Genomic DNA, 23272 nt, shown 5'->3' with positions numbered 1-23272 from the left:
TGGAAGTGACGAGAATTTCTTCCTGAAGTCAGCTTTATCTGCCCAGAAGTCGCGGCGTGGCTATATTTGGCCTTGATGAGACAACTTTCCAGAACATGACGAGGCGAGATGAAGGGCGCTAACTACATTCAAATGATCCGGACTCCACGTTACGGCGGGGAGGGTAATCGGATTCCCAATGAAGTAGTGGGTGCGACCATGGACGGCTTGACGCCGATACAGGCATGGCGCGAGCATCTGGGGCTGACACAGGCGGTCGTCGCGCAACGCCTCGGGATTAGCCAGGCGCTCTATGCAAAATATGAGAAGACCCTGAGGCCGAGAACATCCACGATTTCAAGGATTGCGGCGGCCTTGGGTATCACGAAGGAGCAATTGCAGTTCTGAGCGGCAATTGCAGCTGTGCCTTGACGTTACCTTCTTATGCTTGCTAGTCTCCCTCATCCCATCAAAAAAATATGGGATCGAGTTTGGCGACTCGAATACACCTAGCGCGGACGTCCGCCTCTTTTTGGCGGCTTTTTTACGTCCGATGCCTGAGCACGTCCTTACCATGGCGGGCCTTGGCAGGGATACCTTCGGGTATGCCGGCGGCGCGGGTGTGCCGGTTCGCCAACCTTGTCTTGTGCCCGCCACCTCCATTTGGCGATGGAATGGTGGGTGATACCCGTCACCCCAGGAGGCAATATGCTTAATCCTCACTCGCCCGCGTTATCCCAATCTCCCTCTTTTCAGCCTTTTTCCTGGCACAACGCCGAGGTTCCACCGTCCCGCAAGAAGGTTCTTGCTGAATACGCTCAGGATGTCGGCACAGGTGTCGCCACGTTGCTGTCCCTGATCGAATACAGCGAAATCGAGGCAGTCGACGAGCGTCCGCTATTGTCGGAAGTAGACCGGGGGACTCTGCTGCGTCTGGCGATCACCGCCAGCAAGATGCTGGCCAGGGTCGCTGAAGAAGATATCGACGTGGCCAATACGGTGAAGCCGCTGTAACGCCGCATCCAAGGGGGCAGCACTCCGTTGCCCCCTCACCAATACCTGCAATGCAGTCTCGCCGATCAGCCTTCGTTGGTCGGCTCAGCCGATTTCTTCGCCTTGTAGGCCCTGACTTCTCCGATCTTCAATCCCCTGGGCAGCAGGCCATGCTTGGCCCAGCCCACCCGTTGCGCGTGGTAGATGCCGGTATGGCCGGAAAACAGGTAAGCGACCACGCAGGCCAGCGCTGCAAACGGGCCGATTTCCGGGCCGAACAATTCGATGGCCATGATGGTGGAGGCAATCGGCGTATTGGCCGCACCGGCGAAGACGGCCACGAAGCCGATGCCGGCCAGCATCGAGAAGGGCAGGTGCAGCAGCGGTGCCAGGGCATTGCCGAGGGTGGCGCCGATGTAGAACAGGGGCGTGACTTCGCCGCCCTTGAAGCCTGTGCCCAGCGAGGTGACGGTGAAGACCATCTTGCCCAGGAAATCCCAGGGTGCCAGCGGCTGCTGGAAGGCTTCCACGATCACCGGAATGCCCAGGCCGATGTAGCGATCGGTGCCGATGGCCCATACCCCGAGCGCCACGATCAGCCCACCGACGAAGGGGCGCAGCGGCGCATAGGCGATGCGGCTTTTCATGAAGGCTGACAGGCGATGCGTGCTGTTGGCAAAGACCATACCGATCAGGCCGAACACCACGCCAGCAGCGATCACGGCGGCCACGCTCCATAAGGCGACGGGGGCGCTGCCGCTCATGAGGTAGTGGGTGTGATGCACGCCCCAGGCCAGGCCGACCTGGTCGGCGGCGATGGCGGCGATGAAGCAGGGCAGGATGGCGTCATAACGCATGCGGCCGATGGCCAGCACTTCCAGCCCGAAGATAGCGCCGGCCATCGGGGTGCCGAAGACGGAAGCGAAGCCGGCGCTGATGCCGGCCATGAGCAGGATACGGCGATCTTCGGTGCGCAGGCGCAGCAGGTGGGTGAGCTGGTCGGCCAGCGCGCCACCCATCTGCACGGCGGTTCCTTCGCGCCCGACGGAGGCGCCGAAGAGGTGCGACATCACGGTGCCGAACAACACCAGTGGCGCCATGCGCAGGGGGATCACCTTCTTGGGGTCGTGGATTTCATCGATGAGCAGGTTGTTGCCGGCTTCGACCGGCTTGCCGGTGTGCAGATAGAGCCAGCCCACGATAAAGCCACCCAGGGGCAGCAGCCAGATGATCCAGGGATGACCCTGGCGCCATTGCGTGGCGTACTCCAGCGAGAACAGGAAAAAGGCGGAGGCCGAGCCTGCCAGTACGGCGATCAGGCAGGCGATCAGGCACCATTTGACGATGTAGGGCAGCAGATAGAGCTGTTCGGGGTATTTGTAATGTTTCATGTTGCCAGGATTATAGTGAACCAGCCTGGAAACACGGAGCGCAGGAAGCGCATGAAAGATGAAGGTGCGCGCCTACAGCCCTGGGTCGCCAGGTCACTGTAGGCATCATCAGCCCCAACATGATGTTGGTGGCGGTTTGAGGAGGAATGCCATCTCCTTGACGCCGATGGTAACAAGTTTGCGTCAGATCGACAACATAATGTCTATCGGGGTTGATGTTTCGCGATCCTTATCGCTCAATCCGGGCCTTATAGCGGGTCCGGCACCAGTTCCGGGATGCCGACCACCACCGTCCACGGTTGCACTTGCCAGCGCGTGACCAGACCCTGGGTGACATAGGGATCGGCGGCGGCAAAGTTTTCGGCATGTCGGGCCGCACCCTGGAACAGCAACAGGCCGCTGGACGGGGGATTGCCGACAGCGCCGCCGGCCAGCATTTCGCCGCGGGCCACGGCTTGCCGGCATAGCTCCAGGTGGGCGGGGCGCAGGGCGGTACGGCGTTCCAGGTAGTCGCCGACGAATTCATAGCTGAGCAGGTAAAGCATGACGGGGCTCCGGTCTGCGTGGAAAAGGTGGATAGCATCGCTGAAGAAGCCTGCACTTGGCAAACATTTAAGCTGCAGGAACGTATCGGCGAATTGTCCTTCAAACGCCTGACCACCGCGACCAGTGCGGTCGTGGCCATGACCAATAACAGGGGAGCACCGGTGAAAACCTTTCATTGCGACAATTGTGGAATGCAGGTCTTTTTTGAGAACACGGTCTGCGGGAATTGCGGCTGGATGCTGGGTTATCAGCCGCAATTGCAGGCCATTGCCAGCTTTTCGCCGCTGGAGCCGGTACAGCCGGTGGATGGTGAGGTGGCAGCGGAGGCAGCGGAGGCGGTGGCCGAACCTGGCCCCGGGCGCTGGCGCAGCGTCAGGCCGGAGAACGAAGGGCGGGTCTTCAAGCAGTGCCTGAACTACTGGCGTGAAAACATCTGCAACTGGATGCTGGACGAGCGTGAGCCTCATGAGCTGTGCGCCTCATGCCGTCTGACGCGGGTGATCCCCAATCTGGAGGAGGGCAATAATCGCGTGCTCTGGAGTCGCCTGGAAACGGCCAAGCGGCGCCTGCTGCATTCGCTGTGGACCTTGCAGTTGCAGCCGGTGCCGAAGATGGAGGATGAAGAGGCCGGGCTGGCCTTCGAGTTCATGCAGGATCTGCCGCATGGTGAACGGGTGCTGACGGGGCATGCCGACGGTGTCATCACCATCAACATCGCCGAGGCCGATCCCGCCTATCGGGAGCAGGCGCGGGAGCAGATGGCCGAGCCTTACCGCACGCTGCTGGGGCATTTCCGGCATGAGAGTGGTCATTATTATTTCGACCGGCTGGTTGCGCCCACGGAGTGGTTGGCGCCGTTCCGGGAGCTGTTCGGTGACGAGCGTCAAGACTATGGCGAGGCGCTGAAAACGCATTACGAGAACGGTCCGCGCGCGGACTGGGATCAACATTTCGTCAGCGCCTACGCCAGCAGCCATCCCTGGGAGGACTGGGCGGAGACCTGGGCGCATTATCTCCACATGTTCGATACCCTGGAGACGGCCTATGCCTGCGGCGTGCAGCTGCGGCCGCGTCATGAGGGCGAGCAGAAGCTGGTGATCAAGGCGCCACCAGTGGCGGCGGGCTCGTTCGACGAACTGGCGCGGGAGTGGTTTGCGCTGACCTATGTGCTCAACAGTCTGAACCGCAGCATCGGGATGCCGGATTCCTATCCTTTCACCCTGACCACGCCGGTATTGGAAAAGCTGCGCTTCGTTCATGAGGTCGTCAATGGAAAGCGGAAGGCGGGCATGGCTGCGGTGCAGGAGCAGGCGGCATAGTGCATTGCCATGCGGCCTTCGGGCGCGCAGCCATAAAAAAACCCGGAAGCAGCTTCCGGGTTTTTCTTTGGGCGGGCCGCTATTGCGGCCTGGTCCTATGGTTCAGTCCTCCCTGGCTTCAAGTGCACGGTTCAGGCTCAGCGCAGCCAGCGAGCCTACGGCGCCGGAGAGCAGGTAGAAGCTCACGTAGGCCATGCCGAAGTGGGCCGACAATCCCAATGCCACCAGCGGTGCGAAACCGGCGCCGACCAGCCAGGCGAGATCTGAAGTCAAGGCCGCGCCGGTATAGCGATAGCGGGCCTTGAAGTTGGCGGTCACCGCGCCGGCTGCCTGGCCGTAGGACAAGCCCAGCAGGGCAAAGCCGATCAGGATGAAGGTGTTCTGGCCCGATTCGCCGCCATTCATCAGGCTCGGGACGAAGGCGGAGAGGATGGCGATCAGCAAGGCCATGGAGCCCAGCGTGTTGCGGCGGCCGAAGCGGTCCGCGACCAGGCCCGACACCACGATGCCCACCGCCATGATGAGGCCGCCCCAGATCTGGATGACCAGGAAATCGGCGGCTTCACGCAGCGAATACAGCTTGATCCACGACAGCGGAAACACCGTCACCAGGTGGAACAGGGCATAGCTGGCCAGCGCGGCCAGGGCGCCGATGATGATGTTGCGGCCCTGGGTGGTGGCCAGCTCTACCACGCCGGCCGGTTCCAGCTCGCGTTCATCGAGCAGCTTGGCGTATTCCGGCGTCGAGACCAGGCGCAGGCGTGAGAACAGGGCGACCACGTTGATGGCGAAGGCGACGTAGAACGGATAACGCCAGCCCCATTCGAGGAAATCGGCCGTGGTCAGGCTGGAGAGCATGTAGGCGAACAGGCTGGCTGCCACGACGAAGCCCAGCGGCGCGCCCAGTTGGCCCAGTGCGGCGTACCAGCCACGCTTGTGCTCCGGAGCGTTCATCGCCAGCAACGAAGGCAGGCCATCCCATGCGCCACCCAACGCCAGGCCTTGACCAACTCGTAAAAGCGAGAGCAAGATGATCGCCCAGACGCCAATGTGATCAAAAGTTGGTAACAAGGCAATGCCCGCAGTCGAAAAGCCGAGCATGAACAACGCCAGCGTCAGTTTCACCTCTCGGCCGTAGTGCTTTTGAATCGCCATGAAGATCGTGGTCCCGATGGGGCGGGCCAGGAAGGCGAAGGAGAAGATCACGAAGGAGTAGAGCGTGCCTTCCAGTTTCGGATCGTTGGGGAAGAACAGGGTCGGGAACACCAGCACCGAAGCCAGCGCATAGACGAAGAAATCGAAGTATTCGGACGCTCGTCCGATGACCACGCCGACGGCGATTTCACCGGGTTCGATCCTGGCGTGGTCGTGGGAAGTGGAAGGTTGGTCCGATTGCGGTCTGAATTCACCCGAACCTTGACTGTTGTGGATGCTGGTGCTTGCCATGGCTTTGTCTCCCACTGTTAGAGGTTTAGTCGCAGTACGTACTACTAATCCCATCCTGGCAGGTGGCAGCTGACAGGGTGGGACAAAACGTCCAATCGCCAACACACTTTATTGGCGTTACATTACCACGCTCTGATACATACGACTGGAATTTTCCTTCATGGTTTCTCAAATCCTTCGTCGCGGATTGCTCCTGCTTCCTGCGCTTTTGTTGGCTGGGTGCAACACCGTCGTGATGAATCCTTCCGGCGACATCGCTAACCAGCAAGCGCGCCTGATCGTCATCTCGACCGCCTTGATGTTGCTCATCATCGTTCCGGTGATCATCCTGACGCTGCTGTTCGCATGGCGTTATCGCAAGAGCAACACTTCTGCTCCCTACGAGCCGGACTGGGATCACTCGACCCGTCTGGAGCTGGTCATCTGGGGTGCCCCCCTGCTGATCATCATCGCCCTGGGCCTGTTGACCTGGATCACCACCCACACCCTGGACCCGTACCGTCCGCTCTCGCGTATCGACGCCGAGCGTCCGCTGGCTCCGCAGGTCAAGCCGCTGGTGGTGGAAGTGGTGGCGCTGGACTGGAAGTGGCTGTTCATCTATCCGGAACAAGGCATCGCTACTGTCAATGAGTTGGCCGCGCCGGTGGATGTTCCCATCCAGTTCAAGATTACTGCGTCCAATGTGATGAATTCCTTCTACATCCCTGCATTGGCCGGCCAGATCTACGCCATGCCGAGCATGGAAACCAAGCTGCACGCGGTCATCAACAAGGCCGGCGAGTACGACGGTTTCTCCGCCAACTACAGCGGCGCCGGCTTCTCGCACATGCGCTTCAAGTTCCACGGCCTGGACCAGGCTGGCTTCGACGCCTGGGTGCAGAAGGCCAAGGCTGACTCCAGCAAGCTGGACCGTGCCGAGTACCTGAAACTGGAACAGCCCAGCGAGCGCGATCCTGCCCGCCTGATCGGCAGCGTCGAGCCGAACCTGTTCCACGCCATCGTGAACCGCTGCGTGGCTGCCAACACGGTTTGCATGGACAAGATGATGGCCACCGACCTGAACGTGAAACCGGGCCAGCAAAAGGCTGAATGATTTCCTTGCCTGGTAGCCGTATCAGCGCAGCAGAACACCGCTGCGCCCCAATTTCCTTTTTCCCCGGGAAGTAAAGATGTCTGACAATTTTGACCTGATAAAGCTGATCTTCGGTCGCCTCAGTCTGGAAGCGATTCCATACCATGAGCCGATCCTGATCGGTACCTTCGCCATGGTGGCGCTGGGCGGCATAGTGGTACTGGGCCTGCTCACCAAATATCGCCTGTGGGGCATGCTGTGGCGCGACTGGTTCACCAGTATCGACCACAAGCGCATCGGCATCATGTACATCGTGCTGGCCATCGTCATGCTGCTGCGTGGCTTTGCCGATGCGGTGATGATGCGCGCACAGCAGGCCATCGCCTTCGGCGACAACGCCGGCTTCCTGCCGCCGCACCACTATGACCAGGTGTTCACCGCCCACGGCGTGATCATGATCTTCTTCGTGGCCATGCCCCTGGTGACCGGTCTGATGAACTACGTCGTGCCCCTGCAGATCGGTGCGCGCGACGTGGCCTTCCCGTTCCTGAACAACTTCAGCTTCTGGATGACCACCTTCGGCGCACTGCTGGTGATGGCCTCGCTGTTCGTGGGCGAATTCGCCCGCACCGGCTGGCTGGCCTACCCGCCGCTGTCGGGCATCCTGTACAGCCCTGACGTGGGGGTGGACTACTACATCTGGGCCTTGCAGGTGGCCGGGGTAGGGACACTACTTTCCGGCATCAACCTGGTGGTGACCATCGTCAAGATGCGCGCCCCGGGCATGAACATGATGAAGATGCCGGTCTTCACCTGGACCTCGCTCTGTACCAACGTCTTGATCGTGGCAGCCTTCCCGGTGCTGACCGCCGTGCTGGCCATGCTGTCGCTGGACCGCGTCTTCGGCACCAACTTCTTCACCAACGACATGGGCGGCAACGCCATGATGTACGTGAACCTGATCTGGATCTGGGGCCACCCCGAGGTCTACATCCTGGTGCTGCCGGCCTTCGGCGTGTTCTCTGAAATCGTCTCGACCTTCAGCGGCAAGCGTCTGTTCGGCTACACCTCCATGGTCTATGCGACCGTGGTGATCACCATCCTGTCCTACCTGGTGTGGCTGCACCACTTCTTCACCATGGGTTCGGGCGCCAGCGTGAACTCGTTCTTCGGCATCACCACGATGATCATCTCGATCCCGACCGGTGCCAAGATCTTCAACTGGCTCTTCACGATGTACCGTGGCCGCATCCGCTTCGAAGTGCCGATGCTGTGGACCATCGGCTTCATGATCACCTTCGTCATCGGTGGCATGACAGGCGTTCTGCTGGCCGTTCCCCCTGCCGACTTCGTGCTGCACAACTCGCTGTTCCTGATCGCTCACTTCCACAACGTCATCATCGGTGGCGTGGTGTTCGGCATGTTCGCCGGCATCAACTTCTGGTTCCCGAAGGCCTTCGGCTTCAAGCTGAACCAGTTCTGGGGCAAGTGCTCGTTCTGGTTCTGGTTCGTGGGCTTCTACCTGGCCTTCATGCCGCTGTACGTGCTGGGCCTGATGGGCGTGACCCGTCGCATGAGCCACTTCGACGACCCGTCGCTGCAGATCTGGTTCGTGGTCGCTGCACTGGGTGCAGGTCTGATCGCTCTGGGCATCGGTTCCTTCATCATGCAGATCGCCGTCTCCATCCGCGATCGCAAGAAGCTGGCCGACGTCACCGGCGACCCGTGGGATGCCCGTACCCTGGAATGGTCGACTTCCTCGCCGCCGCCTGTCTACAACTTCGCCTTCACCCCGGTCGTGCATGACAACGACGCCTGGGCTGACATGAAGAAGAACAAGTATCAGCGTCCGCTGGGTGACTTCGTGGAAATCCACATGCCCAAGAACACCGGTGCCGGCTTCATCATCGCTGCGCTGTCGGCAGTGCTGGGCTTCACCCTGATCTGGCACATGTGGCTGCCGGCCGTGGCAATCTTCGTCGTACTGGTTGCCGCCACCATCATCCACACCTTTAATTACAACCGCGACTACTACATCCCGGCCGACGAAGTCGTCCGTGTCGAAGCAGAGCGCACACGTCTGTTGAATAGCCATGTCTGAAGCAATCAACCACACGGCCGACGCGACGCCTAGCTCGCGCTATTTCGTCCGCCATCACCATCCGGAGAACGGCACCCTGCTGGGCTTCTGGATCTACCTGATGAGCGATTGCCTGATCTTCGCCTGCCTGTTTGCGTGCTATGCCGTGCTCGGCCGCAACTACGCAGGCGGCCCGACCGGCGCCGAGCTGTTCGACCTGCCGCTGGTGGCGCTGAACACCGCGCTGCTGCTGCTGTCGTCGATCACCTACGGTTTCGCCATGCTGGCCATGCAGGCCAAGAAGCAGCAGAACACCATCATCTGGCTGGTCATCACCGGTCTGCTGGGTGCCGGCTTCATCTACTTCGAGCTGTATGAGTTCCTGCACCTGATCCACGAAGGCGCCGGCCCGACCCGCAGCGGTTTCCTGACCTCGTTCTTCGCCCTGGTCGGTACCCACGGTCTGCACGTCACCTTCGGCATCATCTGGCTGATCGTGCTGCTGTTCCAGATCAACAAGCATGGTCTGACCGAAGCCAACGGCCGTCGTCTGATGTGCCTGTCGATGTTCTGGCACTTCCTGGACGTGGTCTGGATCGGTGTCTTCACCTTTGTCTATCTGATGGGAGTCCTGCCATGAGCCGCGGCCACCAAGAACACCCGGCCCGTCCGATGGGCCACCACGATGACCATGGCCACGGTCATGGTCATGGCGACCACGCCGCCCACGGCACGATGAAGGATTACGTCACCGGCTTCGTGCTGGCCGTGATCCTGACCGCGATCCCGTTCTGGATGGTGATGAACAAGTCCATCTCCAGCTCGGCCACGCTGGGCATCGTGCTGCTGGCCTTCGCGGCCGTGCAGATCGTGGTGCACATCAAGTACTTCCTGCACATGAACGGCAAGTCCGAAGGTGGATGGAACATGCTGGCGATGATCTTCACCATCGTCATCGTGGTCATCACCCTGTCCGGTTCGCTGTGGGTCATGTATCACCTGAACCACAACATGATGCCGACCATGTCGCCGGAAAACATGCCGACCGAAACTGTCCCGCAATCGATGCAGGGCATGCAGGGTATGCAACACGGCGCAGCCCAATCGAAATGAGCCCGACGCCGAATCAAGGCGTGAAGCAGGGCAAAGAAAACGGAGCGGCGCAAGCCGCTCCGGTATCCCGCACAAAGGCCAGCCTGCTGTTGCTGACCCTTTTGGCGGGATTTTTCTTTCTGGTCTTCGCCGCGCTGGGAAGCTGGCAGGTCTACCGCCTGCAATGGAAGCTGGACCTGATCGCCAAGGTCGATGCCCGCGTGCATGCTGCACCCGTGCCCGCCCCTGGCCCCCAGGAATGGCCGCAGGTCTCGGCCGAACGTGACGAATATCGCCGCGTAAGCCTGTCCGGCCGCTACCTCTACAGCCAGACCGTGGCCGTGCAGGCCAGCACCGACCTGGGCAGCGGTGCGTGGCTGCTGACGCCCTTGCAGCTGGCCGATGGCACGCTGGTCCTGGTCAATCGCGGCTTTGTCAACGTCTCGCCGCTCAAGCTGGATGCCAACGGCCTGGCCGATGCACCGGCCGGCCAGAGCACACAAGTAGTCGGGCTACTGCGCATGAGCGAGCAGGGTGGTGGTTTCCTGCGCAGCAATGACGCAGCCCAGAATCGCTGGTATTCACGCGACGTCAAGGCCATCGCCCAGGCGCGTGGCCTGTCGGGTGTGGCGCCGTACTTCGTGGATGCCGACAAGCCTTCGGCCGAAGCCAACGCCGCCGTGGCACCGGACGCGCAGAAACCGGTCGGTGGCCTGACCGTCATCGCCTTCCACAACAGCCACCTGGTCTACGCCCTGACCTGGTATGCCCTGGCCCTGATGTCGCTGGGCGCAGGCTACTGGGTGATCCGCGATGAGCGCCGCTGGCGCCAGCGCATCCAGGAAGCCCGCTCCAAGGGCTGACACGCATGACCGCCGCCGACACCTTCGCCAAGCGCAAGACCCTGCGCGAGCGCTGGCAGCGCCTGCGCCAGGGGGAGCAGAACCCGGCCGGCCACCAGAACATGCTGCTGCTGATCCAGCTGCGCTGGCTGGCGGTGCTGGGGCAGGTGTCCACCATCGCCTTCGTGGTGCTGGTGTTCGACCTGCACCTGCCGCTGCCGCACATGCTGGAGGTGCTGTCCTGCCTGATCGCCTTCAACATCGCCAGCCACCTGCGCTGGCATGAACGGCGCATCGCCACCAACGCCGAACTGTTCCTGGCCTTGCTGGTGGATGTGGCGGTGCTGACCTTCCAGCTCTATCTGAGCGGCGGCATCACCAATCCCTTCGCCTTCCTCTACCTGATGCAGATCATCCTCTCGGCCGTGCTCCTGAAGCCCTGGTCGAGCTGGGCCATCGTCGGTGTCACCATGGTCTGCCTGGCCGGGCTGGCGCTGTTTTCCGAACCGCTGGCCCTGCCGCCGGACCACAATGCCGGCCTGCTGAGCCTGTATGTGGAAGGTACCCTGATCTGCTTCCTGCTCAATGCCGGCCTGATGGTGTTCTTCATCACCCGCATCAGCAGCAACCTGCGTGCCGGCGACGCCTTGCTGGCTGACCTGCGCCAGCGTGCCGCCGAGGAAGACCACATCGTGCGCATGGGCTTGCTGGCCTCCGGCGCCGCCCATGAACTGGGCACGCCGCTGGCGACCGTCTCGGTCATCCTCGGCGACTGGAAGCGCATGCCCGAGATCAGCCAGCGCCCGGACATGCTGGACGACATCGCCGAAATGGAAGCCCAGCTGCAGCGCTGCAAATCCATCGTTAGCGGCGTGCTGCTCTCGGCGGGTCAGGCCCGTGGCGAATCCTCGATCAAGACCACCCTCAACACCTTCCTCGACAGCGTGGCCGAGGACTGGCGCAAGACGCGCCCGGTGGAGGTATTCCAGTACCGCAACCTGATCGAGCAGGATGTGCCGGTAGCCTTCGACTCGGCCATCAAGCAGATGCTGGGCAACGTACTGGACAATGCCTTCGAGGTCTCGCCGCACTGGCTGGCGCTGGAAGTCAGGCGCGAGGGCGATCTGCTGTTGATGGAAGTGACCGACCAGGGGCCGGGCTTCCCGGAGTGGATGATCAACCAGATCGGCAAGCCCTACCAGTCGACCAAGGGCAAGCCGGGTCGTGGTCTGGGCCTTTTCTTCGTGGTCAACGTCGCGCGCAAGCTGGGCGGACGCGTCTGGGCCAGCCATCGCAGTGGTGGGGGTGCCTGTGTCACGCTGGAGCTGCCGCTGTCGGCCATCAGCCTGGAAAGCCCGCCCGAGGTTGCGCCGGGCAGTGTGGCACCGGATTTTCCGACCGGCGCTTGATGTGCCGCAATGTGCCGCAAGCCGCGCCCGCCGGGCGTTTGACTGCCATCATTCCTTTTTCTTTTGCTCGCTGCCATGCCGGGCGCCGTCTCGACATACAATAGCGCCCTGGGAAAGCAGATAGAAGAAATAGGGAATGTACATGCCGGCTGATCGCCTGCTCCTGATCATCGAGGACGATGCCGCCTTCGCACGCACCTTGGGGCGCTCCTTCGAGCGCCGTGGCTACACCGTATTGCTCGCCGCCAGCCAGGAAGAGGCGGCGGCTCATCTCAAGGAACACCAGCCCGGCTATGCCGTGGTCGACCTGAAGCTCGGTGGCAATGCCTCCGGCCTGGCCTGCGTGCAGATGCTGCATGCCCACGACGAGAACATGCTGATCGTGGTCCTCACCGGATTTGCCAGCATCACCACGGCGGTGGAAGCCATCAAGCTGGGCGCCTGCCAGTACCTCGCCAAGCCCTCCAATACCGACGACATCGAAGCCGCCTTCGGCCACGTGGCCGGCGCCTCCGAAGTTGAATTGCCGGCCCGCGCCACCTCCATCAAGACCCTGGAATGGGAGCGCATCCACGAGGTGCTGGTGGAGACCGATTTCAACATCTCCGAAACCGCCCGCCGACTCGGCATGCATCGCCGTACCCTGGCGCGCAAGCTGGAGAAGCAGCGGGTCAAGTAAGCCAAGTAAGCATCAGCAAGCATCAGCAAGCATTCAAGCAGCTACCCAGGCAGCGCCAGACCAGGGCAGCAGTGGTTATCATGGCGCCCGCAGACCAGGCAAGGCCATCTCATCAAAAGGGAATGACGTGAAACAGTTCAACTTCCAGTTCGACTTCCAGCGCAACATCCTGTGGGCGGCCAGTGCCGCCATCCTGTCCCTGGCCGGCGCCAGTGCCACCGTCACCGCCAGCGCCCAGGAGACCATCAGGATTGGCGAGATCAATAGCTACAAGGCGCAACCGGCCTTCCTGGAGCCCTACCGTCGGGGCTGGGAAATGGCCCTCGATGAAGTCAATGCCGCCGGTGGCGTGCTGGGCAAGAAGCTGGAAGTGATCGCCCGCGACGACAACGGCAACCCCGGCGACTCCGTGCGGGTGGCCGAGGAATTGATGGCCCGCGAGCGGGTGGCCTTGCTGTTTGGCGGCTTCCTCTCCAACACCGGCCTGGCGCTGACCGATTACGCCCGCCAGCACAAGGTATTCTTCCTCGCCGCCGAACCGCTGACCGACAAGATCGTCTGGCAGAACGGCAACAAGTACACCTACCGCCTGCGCCCCTCCACCTACATGCTGGTGGCCTCGGTGGTCAAAGAAGCCGTCAAGCTGAAAAAGAAGCGCTGGGCCATCGTCTACCCCAACTATGAATACGGCCAGTCGGCCGTGGCCAGCTTCAAGACCCTCATGAAGCAGGCCCAGCCCGATGTGGAGTTCGTGGTCGAACAGGCGCCGCCGCTGGGCAAGATCGATGCCGGTGCAGTGACCCAGGCCCTGGCGGACGCCAAGCCCGATGCCATCTTCAATGCACTGTTCGCGGCCGACCTCGGCAAGTTCGTGCGGGAAGGCAATACCCGCGGCCTGTTCGATCATGTGGAAGTGGTGTCATTGTTGACCGGCGAGCCGGAATACCTGGACCCGCTGAAGAACGAAGCCCCGCAGAACTGGATCGTCACCGGCTATCCCTGGTACGCCATCAACACGCCCGAGCACAAGAAGTTCGTCGAAGCCTACCGCAAGAAATTCAATGACTACCCCCGTAACGGCTCACTGGTCGGCTACAGCGCCCTGATGTCGATCGCGGCCGGCATCAGGAAGGCCGGCAGCACCGATGCCGACAAGCTTGCCGCCGCCTTCTCCGGCCTGAAGGTCGACACCCCGGTGGCCAGCATCGTCTATCGCCCGCAGGACCACCAGTCCACCCTGGGCGCCTTCGTCGGTCGCACCGGCATCAAGGATGGCAAGGGCGTCATGACCAGCTTCAGCTACGTTGACGGCGCCAGCCTGCAATTGCCCGACGACGAGGTCAGGAAACTGCGCCCGGCCGATTGAGTGTCGTCGTGGTGATCTTCCCTTCCGGCGACCGCGCGTGACGCCATGACTCTGGCCAGTCTCACCGTGCAGATGGTCAATGGCCTGGCCGATGCCTCCGCGCTGTTCCTGGTGGCCGTCGGCCTGTCGCTGATCTTCGGCGTCACCCGCATCGTCAACTTCGCCCATGGTTCGTTCTACATGCTGGGCCTGTACCTGGCCTATAGCCTGGTGGAGCGGCTGGGCGCGAGCGCACTCGGCTTCTGGGGCGCGGTCCTGCTGTCGGCCCTGATCGTGGCAGCACTCGGCGCGCTGGTGGAGGTCGTGGTGCTGCGGCGGATCTATCGCGCGCCTGAGCTGTTCCAGCTGCTGGCCACCTTTGCGCTGGTGCTGGTGATCAAGGACGCCGCCCTCTGGTATTGGGGCCCGGAAGACCTGTTCGGCCCGCGTGCCCCGGGCCTGGGCGGGGCCGTGCCATTGCTGGGACGGCGCCTGCCGCAATACGACCTGCTGCTGATCTTCATCGGCCCGCTGGTGCTGGCGCTGCTGTGGCTGCTGCTCAACCGCACCCGCTGGGGCACATTGATCCGCGCCGCCACCCAGGACCGTGAAATGCTGGGCGCACTGGGCGTGAACCAGGCCTGGCTGTTTACCGCCGTATTCGCCCTGGGCTGCTTCCTGGCCGGCCTCGGTGGCGCGCTGCAGGGGCCGCGCATGCCGGCCAACCTGGCCCTGGACCTGGACACCATCGGCAACGCCTTCGTGGTGGTGGTGGTCGGCGGCATGGGCTCCATCGGCGGTGCTTTCGCGGCCGCGGTGCTGATCGCCGAAGTCAAGGCCCTCTGTATCGCCGTGGGCAACGTCTCGGTCTTCGGCTTCGACCTCTCCCTTTCGCGGCTGACGCTGGTGGTCGAATTTCTGGTGATGGCCGTGATCCTCGTGCTGCGCCCCTGGGGTCTGTTCGGCAAGCCGCTGGCGGCGGTGCGCGTGGCGGCGGCCCATGCCGCGCCGCTGGAAGCAGGTGGGCGCGTTGCGCGCCTGGCCGGGCTGGCATCGCTGCTGTTGCTGCTGGCCCTGCCGCTGTTGGCGGGGCGCTTCCCCTATCTGCCGGTATTGATGGTGGAAATCCTGATCGCCGTGCTGTTCGCCGCCAGTCTGCATTTCCTGATGGGGCCGGGGGGCATGGTGTCCTTCGGTCATGCCGCCTATTTCGGCCTGGGTGCCTACGCCGCCGCGCTGGTCTCGCTGCGCCTGCAGTGGCCGCTGCCGCTGGCGATGCTCAGCGGCGCGCTGACGGCGATGCTGGCCGCCCTGTTGTTCGGCTGGTTCTGCGTGCGTCTGTCTGGCGTATACCTGGCCATGCTCACGCTGGCCTTTGCGCAGATCGTCTGGGCCGGCATCTTCCAGTGGGATGACCTGACCGGCGGCAGCAATGGCCTGGTCGGTCTGCGCCCGGGCGAGGCGCTGGCTTCCCCCGTGGCGTATTACTACCTGGCGCTGGCCTGCGCCGCGCTGGGCGTATACCTGTTGCGACGCGTGGTGCAGGCGCCATTCGGCCTGGCCCTGCGCGCCGCCCGCGACGCCCCGGTGCGGGCCGAGGCGCTGGGCATGGATGTGCGCGCCCTGCAGTGGGGCGGCTTTGCCGTGGCCGGTCTGTTCTGCGGCCTGGCGGGCGTGCTGTTCGCGTTTTCCAAGGGCAGCATTTCTCCCGAGGTGGCCAGTGTGGGACGCTCGGTCGATGGGCTGGTGATGGTGCTGCTGGGCGGCGTGCAGAGCCTGCTCGGACCCTTGCTCGGCGCTTCGCTGTTCGTCTGGCTGCAGGATCTGGTGGCACGCGAGACCGATTACTGGCGCGCCTTGCTGGGCGGGGTGATCCTGTTGCTGGTCCTGCTCTTCCCGGGCGGGATCGTGGGTGCCTTGCGCGGCTGGCGCGGACGGGGGGAGGGCGCATGAGCCTGCTGCACGTGCAACACCTGTCCAAGACCTTCGGCGGCGTGGCCGCGCTGGATGATGTGTCTTTCGAACTCCCGGCTGGCCAGATGCTGGCCCTGATCGGCCCCAATGGCGCCGGCAAGTCCACCTGCTTCAACCTGATCAACGGTCAGTTGCGCCCGGATGCCGGCGCCGTGCTGCTGGCGGGCGAGGACATCGCCGGCATGCCGGCGCGCCACATCTGGCAGCGCGGCGTGGCCCGCACCTTCCAGGTATCGGCCGCCTTCGGCTCCATGACCGTGCTGGAAAACGTCCAGGCCGCCTTGCTCTCGCACCGGCGCCAGTTGTGGCGCTGGTGGCGTCCTGCGGCTTCCTGCCTGCGCGATGAAGCCATGGCGCTGCTGGAGCAGGTCGGCATGGCAGCGCAGGCGCGCCGTGCCTGCGGGGTACTGGCCTATGGCGACATCAAGCGGGTGGAACTGGCCATGGCGCTGTCCAACGCACCACGGCTGCTGTTGATGGACGAACCCACCGCCGGCATGGCGCCCCGCGAGCGCCTGCAATTGATGGCCCTGACGCGGCGCCTGGTCAGCGAACGCGGGCTCTCGGTCCTGTTCACCGAACACAGCATGGACGTGGTCTTCGCCTTTGCCGACCGCATCATCGTGCTGGCACGTGGCCAGTTGATCGCCCAGGGTGAACCCGAGTCGGTGCGGCGCGATGCCCGCGTGCGCGAGGCCTATTTCGGCAGCGGCGCCAGCTTCGGTGAGGCCAATATGGGGAGCCCGGCATGAGCGCTGCCTTGCTGCAGGTCGAGGCGCTGAACGCCTTCTACGCGCGCGCCCATATCCTCTTCGATGTCAGCCTGGAGGTGGGCCGGGGCGAAGTAGTGGCCCTGATGGGCCGCAATGGCGCCGGCAAGTCCACCACCCTCAAGGCCTTGATGGGGCTGCTGGAGGGGACGCGTGGCAAGGTCAGTTTCGGCGGTCGCGATCTCAACCGCCTGGCACCGTATCAGCGTGCGCGGCTGGGCCTGGGCTTCGTCCCGGAGGACCGCCGCATCTTCACCGAACTGAGCGTGCTGCAGAACCTGGAAGCAGGGCGCCAGCCACCGCGTGCCGGTGCGCCGGTCTGGACAGCGCAGGCGGTGTTCGATCTCTTTCCCAACCTGGGCGCCATGCCTGAACGCCCGGGTGGCCGCATGAGCGGTGGCGAGCAGCAGATGCTGACCATCGCCCGCACCTTGATGGGCAATCCCCACCTGCTGCTGTTGGACGAACCTTCCGAAGGGGTGGCGCCGGTCATCGTGGAGCAGATGGCGACCATGATCATCCGGCTCAAGGAACGCGGCATGTCGGTGTTGCTGTGCGAACAGAATACCCACTTCGCCAGCCTGGTCAGCGACCGTGCCTACCTGCTCGATCAGGGCCGTATCCTCCATCACGGCAGTCCCCAACAGGTGCAAGCTCATCAGCAGCAGTCCGGCCTGTAGCAAGGGCTTCAAAAGGATGTAACAAAGCACCGTCGCGCTTGTTGCAATTGCGGGGGAACCGTTGAGCCTGCCTGTGTCCAAACTCCTGAAAACAGCTTGTTTCAGCTCGCCTTTTCTTGCCACGCTGCAACCGAGCCCACCCAAACGGAGAAGAACACAATGCCCACACTTGCCAAGCGCCCTCCGGTGCATTGGCCTGCCGACGACTACAACGATGCAGGATTACGTAACGACCACGCCAAGGTCGCGGTAGGCGATGACGCCAACGATATCTTTTTTGCCGCCGTCGAAATGACGCGCATGCCGATGATCGTGTCCGATCCGAACCAGCCGGACAACCCCATCATCTTCGTCAACAATGCCTTCATCAACATGACCGGCTACAGCCGGGCCGATGTGATCGGCAAGAACTGCCGTTTCCTGCAAGGCCCGGAAACCGACCGCGCGGTGGTGGCGCAGGTGCGCGAAGCCGTGCTCGAACGGCGCGAGATCGCCACCGAGTTGCTGAACTACCGCAAGAACGGTTCCACCTTCTGGAATGCGCTCTTCATTTCACCCGTCTATGACCAGCATGGCGAACTGAAATACTTCTTCAGCTCGCAACTGGACATCAGCCGCCGCCGTGACGCCGAACAGGCCCTGGGCCAGGCGCGCAAGATGGAAGCACTGGGCCAGTTGACCGGCGGTATCGCGCACGACTTCAACAACCTGCTGCAGGTCATCAGCGGCTACCTGGACATCATCAACCTGGCCCTGCGTAGTCCGGTACCGGACCTGGGCCGCGTGGCGCGCAGTACCGACAGTATCCGCAAGGCCTCCGGCAAGGCCGCCATGCTGACGCAGCAATTGCTGGCCTTCGCCCGCAAGCAACGACTGGAGGGGCGTACCATCAACCTCAATTCGCTGACCGAGGGCTTTACCGATCTGGTGCAGCGTACCCTGGGGGGTGATATCCATGTACGCACCGCACTGGCGCCTGGCCTCTGGAATTGCCGTCTCGACCCGACCCAGATGGAGGTGGCGCTGCTGAACATTCTCATCAATGCCCGCGACGCCATGGCCGGCAAGGGAACATTGCGCATCCAGACCAGCAATGAAGACCTGAGCAGCGATGAACGTGCCTTGCAGTTGGGCTTGAAGCCGGGCCTCTATGTCTGCCTGGCCGTGGTCGACGACGGCCCCGGCATTCCGCCCGACATCCTGCCGCGCGTGATGGACCCCTTCTTCACCACCAAGGACGAAGGCAAGGGGACCGGGCTGGGCCTGTCCATGGTCTATGGCTTCGTCAAGCAGTCGGGTGGTTCGGTACGGATTTCCTCGGGGCCGCAGGGGGGCACGACGGTAGCGATCTACTTCCCGGCCACGCAGGACCAGGTCGGGGGCAGCTTCGAGTATGACAACCGCACCCAGAGCCAGGGTGGTCACGAGCACATCCTGGTGGTTGACGATAGAATCGAGGTCGCCGAACTGGCCCAGGACATGCTGGAAAGCCTGGGCTATCGGGTGCGCATGGTCAATTCCGCCAACGAAGCGCTGCAGTTGATCCGTGCCGGCGAGCCGGTCGATCTGCTCTTCACCGACCTGATCATGCCGGGCCACATGAATGGCGTGGTACTGGCGCGGGAGGCGCGGCGCATGTTACCTTCGCTCAAAATTTTATTGACTACCGGTTACGCCAGCGAATCGATAGAACGGCATGGAGCCGACGGAGAATTCCCCGTCCTCGACAAACCGTATCGTCATGATGAGCTGGCCCGCAAGATCCGCATTGTCCTCGACGGCGCCACTGGCGTGAGCTGAAAACAATAACAACAAGCCGTCCGCCTCTGCCCGCTCTGCCCGAACAAAGGGAGTCGTCCATGCAATTGGATCATCTGTTGGCCAGGGCGCAGTCCCTGGCCTACCGCATTTCCGCCGATTTCAACGGCCAACCGCTGCCGCCGGACCGCCGCGCCTGTGCTGCCATCGGCTGCCTGACGGTGGCACAACAACATCACTGCGGCATCATCCTGCTGCTGCGCGATGACATGCCGGTGCACGCCTCGGCCTTCGCACTCATCGGTCATCAGATCGAGACCGCCTTCAATGCCCTGTGGCTGTGGTATTGCGCCAGCGATGAGGAACTCGGGCGCTTCCTCGCCGACGGCAGCGGCAAGACCATGCGCCAGCTGGTGGCGCAGGTCGACGGCGTGCTGGCCGGCAGCGACGGGCCGGAGGCAGCGCTCCTGCGCGATCACTGGGCGCGCCTGAGTGACTTCGTCTTTTCCGGCGAGCGTCGCATCCGCCACTGGCTCAACGCCAATGAGGTCGATGCCATGTATGCCGAGGAGGCCGTCATCGAACTGCTGGAACTGTCCAATTCCATCGCCGAACTGGGCCTGGCCAGTTTCCGCACCATCCACGACAAGCATTTCACCGCACCGCGCAGTGGCGAGGCAGCGCCGGTCAGGCTGGATCTGGCCAAGTGAGCCATGCCGTTGCCTGCGCCGCACTCATCCCGGGTGACCAGGGCAGGCAGCCCAGCAGCGGAGCCGGCAGGCGCTGCGCCAGGCTCTCGATCATGGCCTCGGCCTGATCTTCCTGCGCATCGATCAGGTTGGCGACCCAGCCAACCAGCGGCAGGCCCCGCGCCCGCACCGCCTGGCAAGTGAGCAGTGCATGATTGATGCAGCCCAGGCGAATTCCTACCACCAGCACCACCGGCAGCCCCAGCCTGGCCACCAGTTCGTCGCTGTTGTGGCGTTCATCCAGCGGCACCACGAAGCCGCCTGCCCCTTCCACGATCAGCACATCGCAGGCCTGCATCAGCTGCGCATGACATTGCGCCAGATGGTCGAGATCGATGCGCCGTCCTTCTTCTTCGGCGGCGATATGAGGTGCGGTTGCCCGGCGAAACAGATACGGGTTCACCAGCGCTGCCGGCAGCGCCACGTTGGCGGCCGCCTGTAAAGCCAGCACATCCTCGTTGCACCACTGCCCGCCCTGCAGGAAGGCACCTGAGGCCACCGGCTTCATGCCGCCAGCACGCGCGCCCCGCGCCGCATGCAGATGGATCAGCGCCGATGCCACCAAGGTCTTGCCCACGCCGGTATCGTTGCCGGTGACGAAATAGCTGCCTCCCATCATGCTCCCCGCATCTCGGCGAAGGTGGCATCGAAGGCGGCATGCAGGCGCTCACCCAGCCACTGTGCCTGGTCGGCATCGAGGATATAGGGCGGCATCACATAGACGCTGGTCCCGATCGGCCGCACCAGCAGTTCGCGCTGTGCCGCCTGTGCCGCCAGCCGGCGCGAAAATCGATGGCTGGCCGCCTGAGCCGCATCAATGTCATCGACACCGTCAAGCACGGCATCACAGGCCCAGATCAGGCCGCGCTGGCGCACGTGGCGCACCCGGCGGTCCTGTGCCAGCGGGGCCAGACCTGCCGCCAGCACCGGGGCGAAGTCGCGGTTGCGCTGCAGGACCTGTTCATCCTCGAAGATCGCCAGCGTCTCCAGCGCAGCACGGCAGGCCAGGGGATTGCCGGTATAGGAGTGCGAATGCAGGAAGCCGCGACGCACATCGTCATCATAGAAGGCCTGGTAGATCGCCTCGCTGGACATCACCAGCGACAGCGGCAGGTAGCCGCCGCTGATGCCCTTGGACAGGCACAGCAGGTCCGGCCAGATACCGGCCTGCTCGCAGGCGAAGAAGCTGCCGGTACGGCCGCAGCCGACCGCGATTTCATCGGCGATCAGGTGCGCTCCATAGGTGTCGCACAGGCCGCGCAGGCCGCGCACATAGGCCGGCTCATACATGGCCATGCCGGCCGCGCATTGCACCAGCGGTTCCACGATCACGGCAGCGATGCGTCCCTCGCCCTGTTGCAGCAGTCTTTCCACATCGGCCAGCGCCTGCCGGGCGACATCGGCCGCGCTTTCGCCGTCGCGGGCCTGGCGTGCATCGGGCGAGCGGGCCACGTGCGCCGGCCGCAGCAAGGCTTCGTAGGAGGCGCGGACCAATGGGGTATCCGTCACGCCCAGCGCCCCCACGGTCTCGCCGTGATAGCCGCCGGCGATGCAGATGAACTCGTTCTTGCCGGTCTGGCCCGCGTTGCGCCAGGCATGCACGCTCATCTTCAGCGCGATCTCCACCGCCGAGGCGCCGTCGGAGGCGTAGAAGCAATGCCCCAGCGCCTGCCCGGTCAGTGCGCCCAGGCGTTCGGACAAGCGCACCACCGGCTCATGGGTGAAGCCGGCCAGCATCGCATGTTCCAGGCGCCCCAGCTGATCGACCAGGGCGGCATTGATGCGTGGGTTGGCATGGCCGAACAGGTTGACCCACCATGAACTGATCGCGTCCAGATAGCGCCGGCCCCCGGTATCGACCAGCCATGCGCCGTGGGCGCGGTCGATGGCGATGGGGGGCGTGCTTTCGTGACGGCGCATCTGCGTGCAGGGATGCCAGACGCTGCGCAGGCTGCGGGCGGCCAGGGAGTCTTGCGGCTTCATGCGTGGGCTCCTTCGTCCGCCAGCGATCGCAGGGCGGCGATCAGGTGGTCGACCTGTTCGGGCGTATGTACGGCCGACAGGCTGATGCGCAGGCGGGCGCTGCCCTTGGGCACGGTCGGTGGGCAGATCGCCGGCACCCAGATGCCGCGATCGCGCAGCGCGGCCGCCAGTGCGCGGGCCGCCGCGTTGTCGCCGACGATCAGGGGCTGGATCGCGGTGGAAGAGGGCAGCAGCGCCCACGGCAAGCCGGCCAGCCCCTGCCGCAATTGCGCAGCCAGTTCGCGCAGACGTGCGCGCCGCCAGTCGTCCCGGGCCATCAGGGCCAGGCTGGCCGAGGTGGCCACCGCCAGGGCCGGCGGGTGGGCGGTAGTGAACATGTAGGTGCGTGCGCGCTGCGTGATCCATGCAATCAGCGACGCCTCGCCAGCGACAAAGGCGCCGGCCACGCCGGCCGCCTTGCCCAGCGTTCCCATGCAAAGCACGTGGGGCGAGCGCACCCCGGCCTGCCCCAGGCTGCCGCTGCCGTGCGGGCCGAGCACACCCAGGCCGTGGGCATCATCCACCAGCAGCCAGGCATCGTGTTGCGCGCACACGGCGGCCAGTTCGGCCAGCGGCGCCAGGTCGCCGTCCATGCTGAAGACTGCATCGGTCACCACCAGCCTGCGCCCGGTGGGACAGCGCGCCAGCACCTGCGCCAGCCGCGCCACATCGTTGTGGGGAAACACCTTCAGGCTGGCCCCGGACAAACGGGCGCCATCGATCAGCGAGGCATGCGCCAGCCTGTCCACCACCACCGTATCGCCGGCCCCCACCAGCGCGCCGATCACACCCAGGTTGGCCATGTAGCCACTGGAAAAGGACAGCGCCGCCGGCAGTCCGACGAAGCGTGCCAGTTCTTCCTCCAGCTTCTCGTGGGCCGTGCTGTGACCGCTGATGAGGGCTGACGCGCCAGCCCCCATGCCGTAATGCTGCAAGCCCGCGATACCGGCCGCCACGATCTCGGGATGCCTGGCCAGCCCCAGGTAGTCATTGCTGCAGAAGGACAGCAGCTGCCGTCCTTCCACCATCAGCAGCGGCCCTTGCGGACCATCCACCACGCGCCGCGTGCGCAGCAGGCTCTGGCTGGCCAGTTGGGCCAGCTCATCGGAAAAATCATGCATGAAAG

22 protein-coding genes and 1 riboswitch are annotated in these 23272 nt (G+C 63.6%); of the genes, 16 read left to right on the top strand and 6 right to left on the bottom strand.

What is annotated here, in order from left to right; all coding sequences use genetic code 11:
* Positions 1–108: 108 nt before the first annotated feature.
* Positions 109–387, top strand: a complete 279-nt coding sequence (locus HFRIS_RS05555; RefSeq protein WP_006462273.1) for a helix-turn-helix domain-containing protein — start codon at positions 109–111, stop codon at positions 385–387.
* Positions 388–687: 300 nt separating this feature from the next.
* Positions 688–993, top strand: coding sequence for a hypothetical protein (locus tag HFRIS_RS05550; protein WP_039874529.1), 306 nt, complete (start codon positions 688–690; stop codon positions 991–993).
* A gap of 65 nt (positions 994–1058) precedes the next feature.
* Here HFRIS_RS05550 and HFRIS_RS05545 read toward each other — a convergent pair whose 3' ends face one another.
* Both HFRIS_RS05545 and HFRIS_RS05540 read right to left on the bottom strand, forming a co-directional pair.
* On the bottom strand, positions 1059–2363 hold the full coding sequence (locus tag HFRIS_RS05545) for a voltage-gated chloride channel family protein (protein WP_006462272.1): 1305 nt from the start codon (positions 2361–2363) through the stop codon (positions 1059–1061).
* A gap of 92 nt (positions 2364–2455) precedes the next feature.
* Positions 2456–2529, bottom strand: a riboswitch (Fluoride riboswitch).
* A gap of 82 nt (positions 2530–2611) precedes the next feature.
* Entirely contained in the window at positions 2612–2908 is a 297-nt protein-coding gene (locus tag HFRIS_RS05540) for a YciI-like protein (protein WP_006462271.1), read from the bottom strand.
* A gap of 162 nt (positions 2909–3070) precedes the next feature.
* On the opposite strand from HFRIS_RS05540, the gene HFRIS_RS05535 reads away from it, so the two are divergent.
* Positions 3071–4228 (top strand): zinc-binding metallopeptidase family protein, encoded by a 1158-nt coding sequence (locus tag HFRIS_RS05535; protein WP_039874607.1) that lies wholly within the window; start codon positions 3071–3073, stop codon positions 4226–4228.
* Positions 4229–4330: 102 nt separating this feature from the next.
* Here HFRIS_RS05535 and HFRIS_RS05530 read toward each other — a convergent pair whose 3' ends face one another.
* A complete protein-coding gene (locus HFRIS_RS05530; RefSeq protein WP_006462269.1) occupies positions 4331–5674 on the bottom strand; it encodes an MFS transporter in 1344 nt (447 codons plus the stop codon).
* Between the two features lie 160 nt (positions 5675–5834).
* On the opposite strand from HFRIS_RS05530, the gene cyoA reads away from it, so the two are divergent.
* The 13 genes from cyoA to HFRIS_RS05465 all read left to right on the top strand — a co-directional run bounded on the left by cyoA (position 5835) and on the right by HFRIS_RS05465 (position 20085).
* The gene (cyoA, locus tag HFRIS_RS05525; RefSeq protein WP_039874527.1) at positions 5835–6767 is read left to right on the top strand and encodes a ubiquinol oxidase subunit II; all 933 of its coding nucleotides are present in this window, start codon (positions 5835–5837) and stop codon (positions 6765–6767) included.
* A 76-nt stretch (positions 6768–6843) separates the two neighbouring features.
* Positions 6844–8847, top strand: a complete 2004-nt coding sequence (cyoB, locus tag HFRIS_RS05520; RefSeq protein WP_006462267.1) for a cytochrome o ubiquinol oxidase subunit I — start codon at positions 6844–6846, stop codon at positions 8845–8847.
* Positions 8840–9466 (top strand): cytochrome o ubiquinol oxidase subunit III, encoded by a 627-nt coding sequence (cyoC, locus tag HFRIS_RS05515; RefSeq protein ID WP_006462266.1) that lies wholly within the window; start codon positions 8840–8842, stop codon positions 9464–9466. Before cyoB ends, cyoC begins: the two co-directional genes overlap by 8 nt.
* Entirely contained in the window at positions 9463–9939 is a 477-nt protein-coding gene (cyoD, locus tag HFRIS_RS05510; protein ID WP_006462265.1) for a cytochrome o ubiquinol oxidase subunit IV, read from the top strand. Before cyoC ends, cyoD begins: the two co-directional genes overlap by 4 nt.
* Positions 9936–10781, top strand: coding sequence for an SURF1 family protein (locus HFRIS_RS05505; RefSeq protein WP_006462264.1), 846 nt, complete (start codon positions 9936–9938; stop codon positions 10779–10781). The genes cyoD and HFRIS_RS05505 overlap by 4 nt, the downstream gene beginning before the upstream one ends.
* A 5-nt stretch (positions 10782–10786) precedes the next feature.
* Positions 10787–12169, top strand: a complete 1383-nt coding sequence (locus HFRIS_RS05500) for an ATP-binding protein (RefSeq protein ID WP_006462263.1) — start codon at positions 10787–10789, stop codon at positions 12167–12169.
* Between the two features lie 142 nt (positions 12170–12311).
* Positions 12312–12848, top strand: a complete 537-nt coding sequence (locus tag HFRIS_RS05495) for a response regulator transcription factor (RefSeq protein ID WP_006462262.1) — start codon at positions 12312–12314, stop codon at positions 12846–12848.
* Positions 12849–13014: 166 nt separating this feature from the next.
* Positions 13015–14214 carry an ABC transporter substrate-binding protein gene (locus tag HFRIS_RS05490; RefSeq protein ID WP_051110882.1) on the top strand — a complete coding sequence of 400 codons (1200 nt, stop codon included), beginning with the start codon at positions 13015–13017 and terminating at the stop codon, positions 14212–14214.
* Positions 14215–14259: 45 nt separating this feature from the next.
* On the top strand, positions 14260–16146 hold the full coding sequence (locus HFRIS_RS05485) for an ABC transporter permease (RefSeq protein WP_006462260.1): 1887 nt from the start codon (positions 14260–14262) through the stop codon (positions 16144–16146).
* Entirely contained in the window at positions 16143–16919 is a 777-nt protein-coding gene (locus HFRIS_RS05480; RefSeq protein WP_006462259.1) for an ABC transporter ATP-binding protein, read from the top strand. The genes HFRIS_RS05485 and HFRIS_RS05480 overlap by 4 nt, the downstream gene beginning before the upstream one ends.
* Complete coding sequence (locus tag HFRIS_RS05475; protein WP_006462258.1) at positions 16916–17617, top strand: ABC transporter ATP-binding protein; 702 nt, start codon at positions 16916–16918, stop codon at positions 17615–17617. The genes HFRIS_RS05480 and HFRIS_RS05475 overlap by 4 nt, the downstream gene beginning before the upstream one ends.
* A 159-nt stretch (positions 17618–17776) precedes the next feature.
* On the top strand, positions 17777–19417 hold the full coding sequence (locus tag HFRIS_RS05470) for a histidine kinase famiy protein (protein WP_006462257.1): 1641 nt from the start codon (positions 17777–17779) through the stop codon (positions 19415–19417).
* 59 nt (positions 19418–19476) lie between these two features.
* Complete coding sequence (locus HFRIS_RS05465) at positions 19477–20085, top strand: DUF6988 family protein (RefSeq protein ID WP_006462256.1); 609 nt, start codon at positions 19477–19479, stop codon at positions 20083–20085.
* Here the strand turns inward: HFRIS_RS05465 and bioD are convergent.
* The 3 genes from bioD to bioF are packed head-to-tail and all read right to left on the bottom strand — an operon-like array spanning position 20063 to position 23267.
* On the bottom strand, positions 20063–20743 hold the full coding sequence (gene bioD, locus HFRIS_RS05460; protein WP_039874515.1) for a dethiobiotin synthase: 681 nt from the start codon (positions 20741–20743) through the stop codon (positions 20063–20065). The two genes, HFRIS_RS05465 and bioD, sit on opposite strands and share 23 nt — an antisense overlap.
* The gene (gene bioA, locus HFRIS_RS05455) at positions 20740–22107 is read right to left on the bottom strand and encodes an adenosylmethionine--8-amino-7-oxononanoate transaminase (RefSeq protein WP_006462254.1); all 1368 of its coding nucleotides are present in this window, start codon (positions 22105–22107) and stop codon (positions 20740–20742) included. The genes bioD and bioA overlap by 4 nt, the downstream gene beginning before the upstream one ends.
* The gene (bioF, locus tag HFRIS_RS05450; protein WP_006462253.1) at positions 22104–23267 is read right to left on the bottom strand and encodes an 8-amino-7-oxononanoate synthase; all 1164 of its coding nucleotides are present in this window, start codon (positions 23265–23267) and stop codon (positions 22104–22106) included. The genes bioA and bioF overlap by 4 nt, the downstream gene beginning before the upstream one ends.
* Between the last annotated feature and the right edge of the window lie 5 nt (positions 23268–23272).

Origin of the sequence: Herbaspirillum frisingense GSF30 (assembly GCF_000300975.2) — a bacterium.
Classification (GTDB): Bacteria; Pseudomonadota; Gammaproteobacteria; order Burkholderiales; family Burkholderiaceae_D; genus Herbaspirillum; species Herbaspirillum frisingense.
Note: the sequence above shows the minus strand (reverse complement) of the source record. Positions and strands in the feature narration are given on the sequence as shown.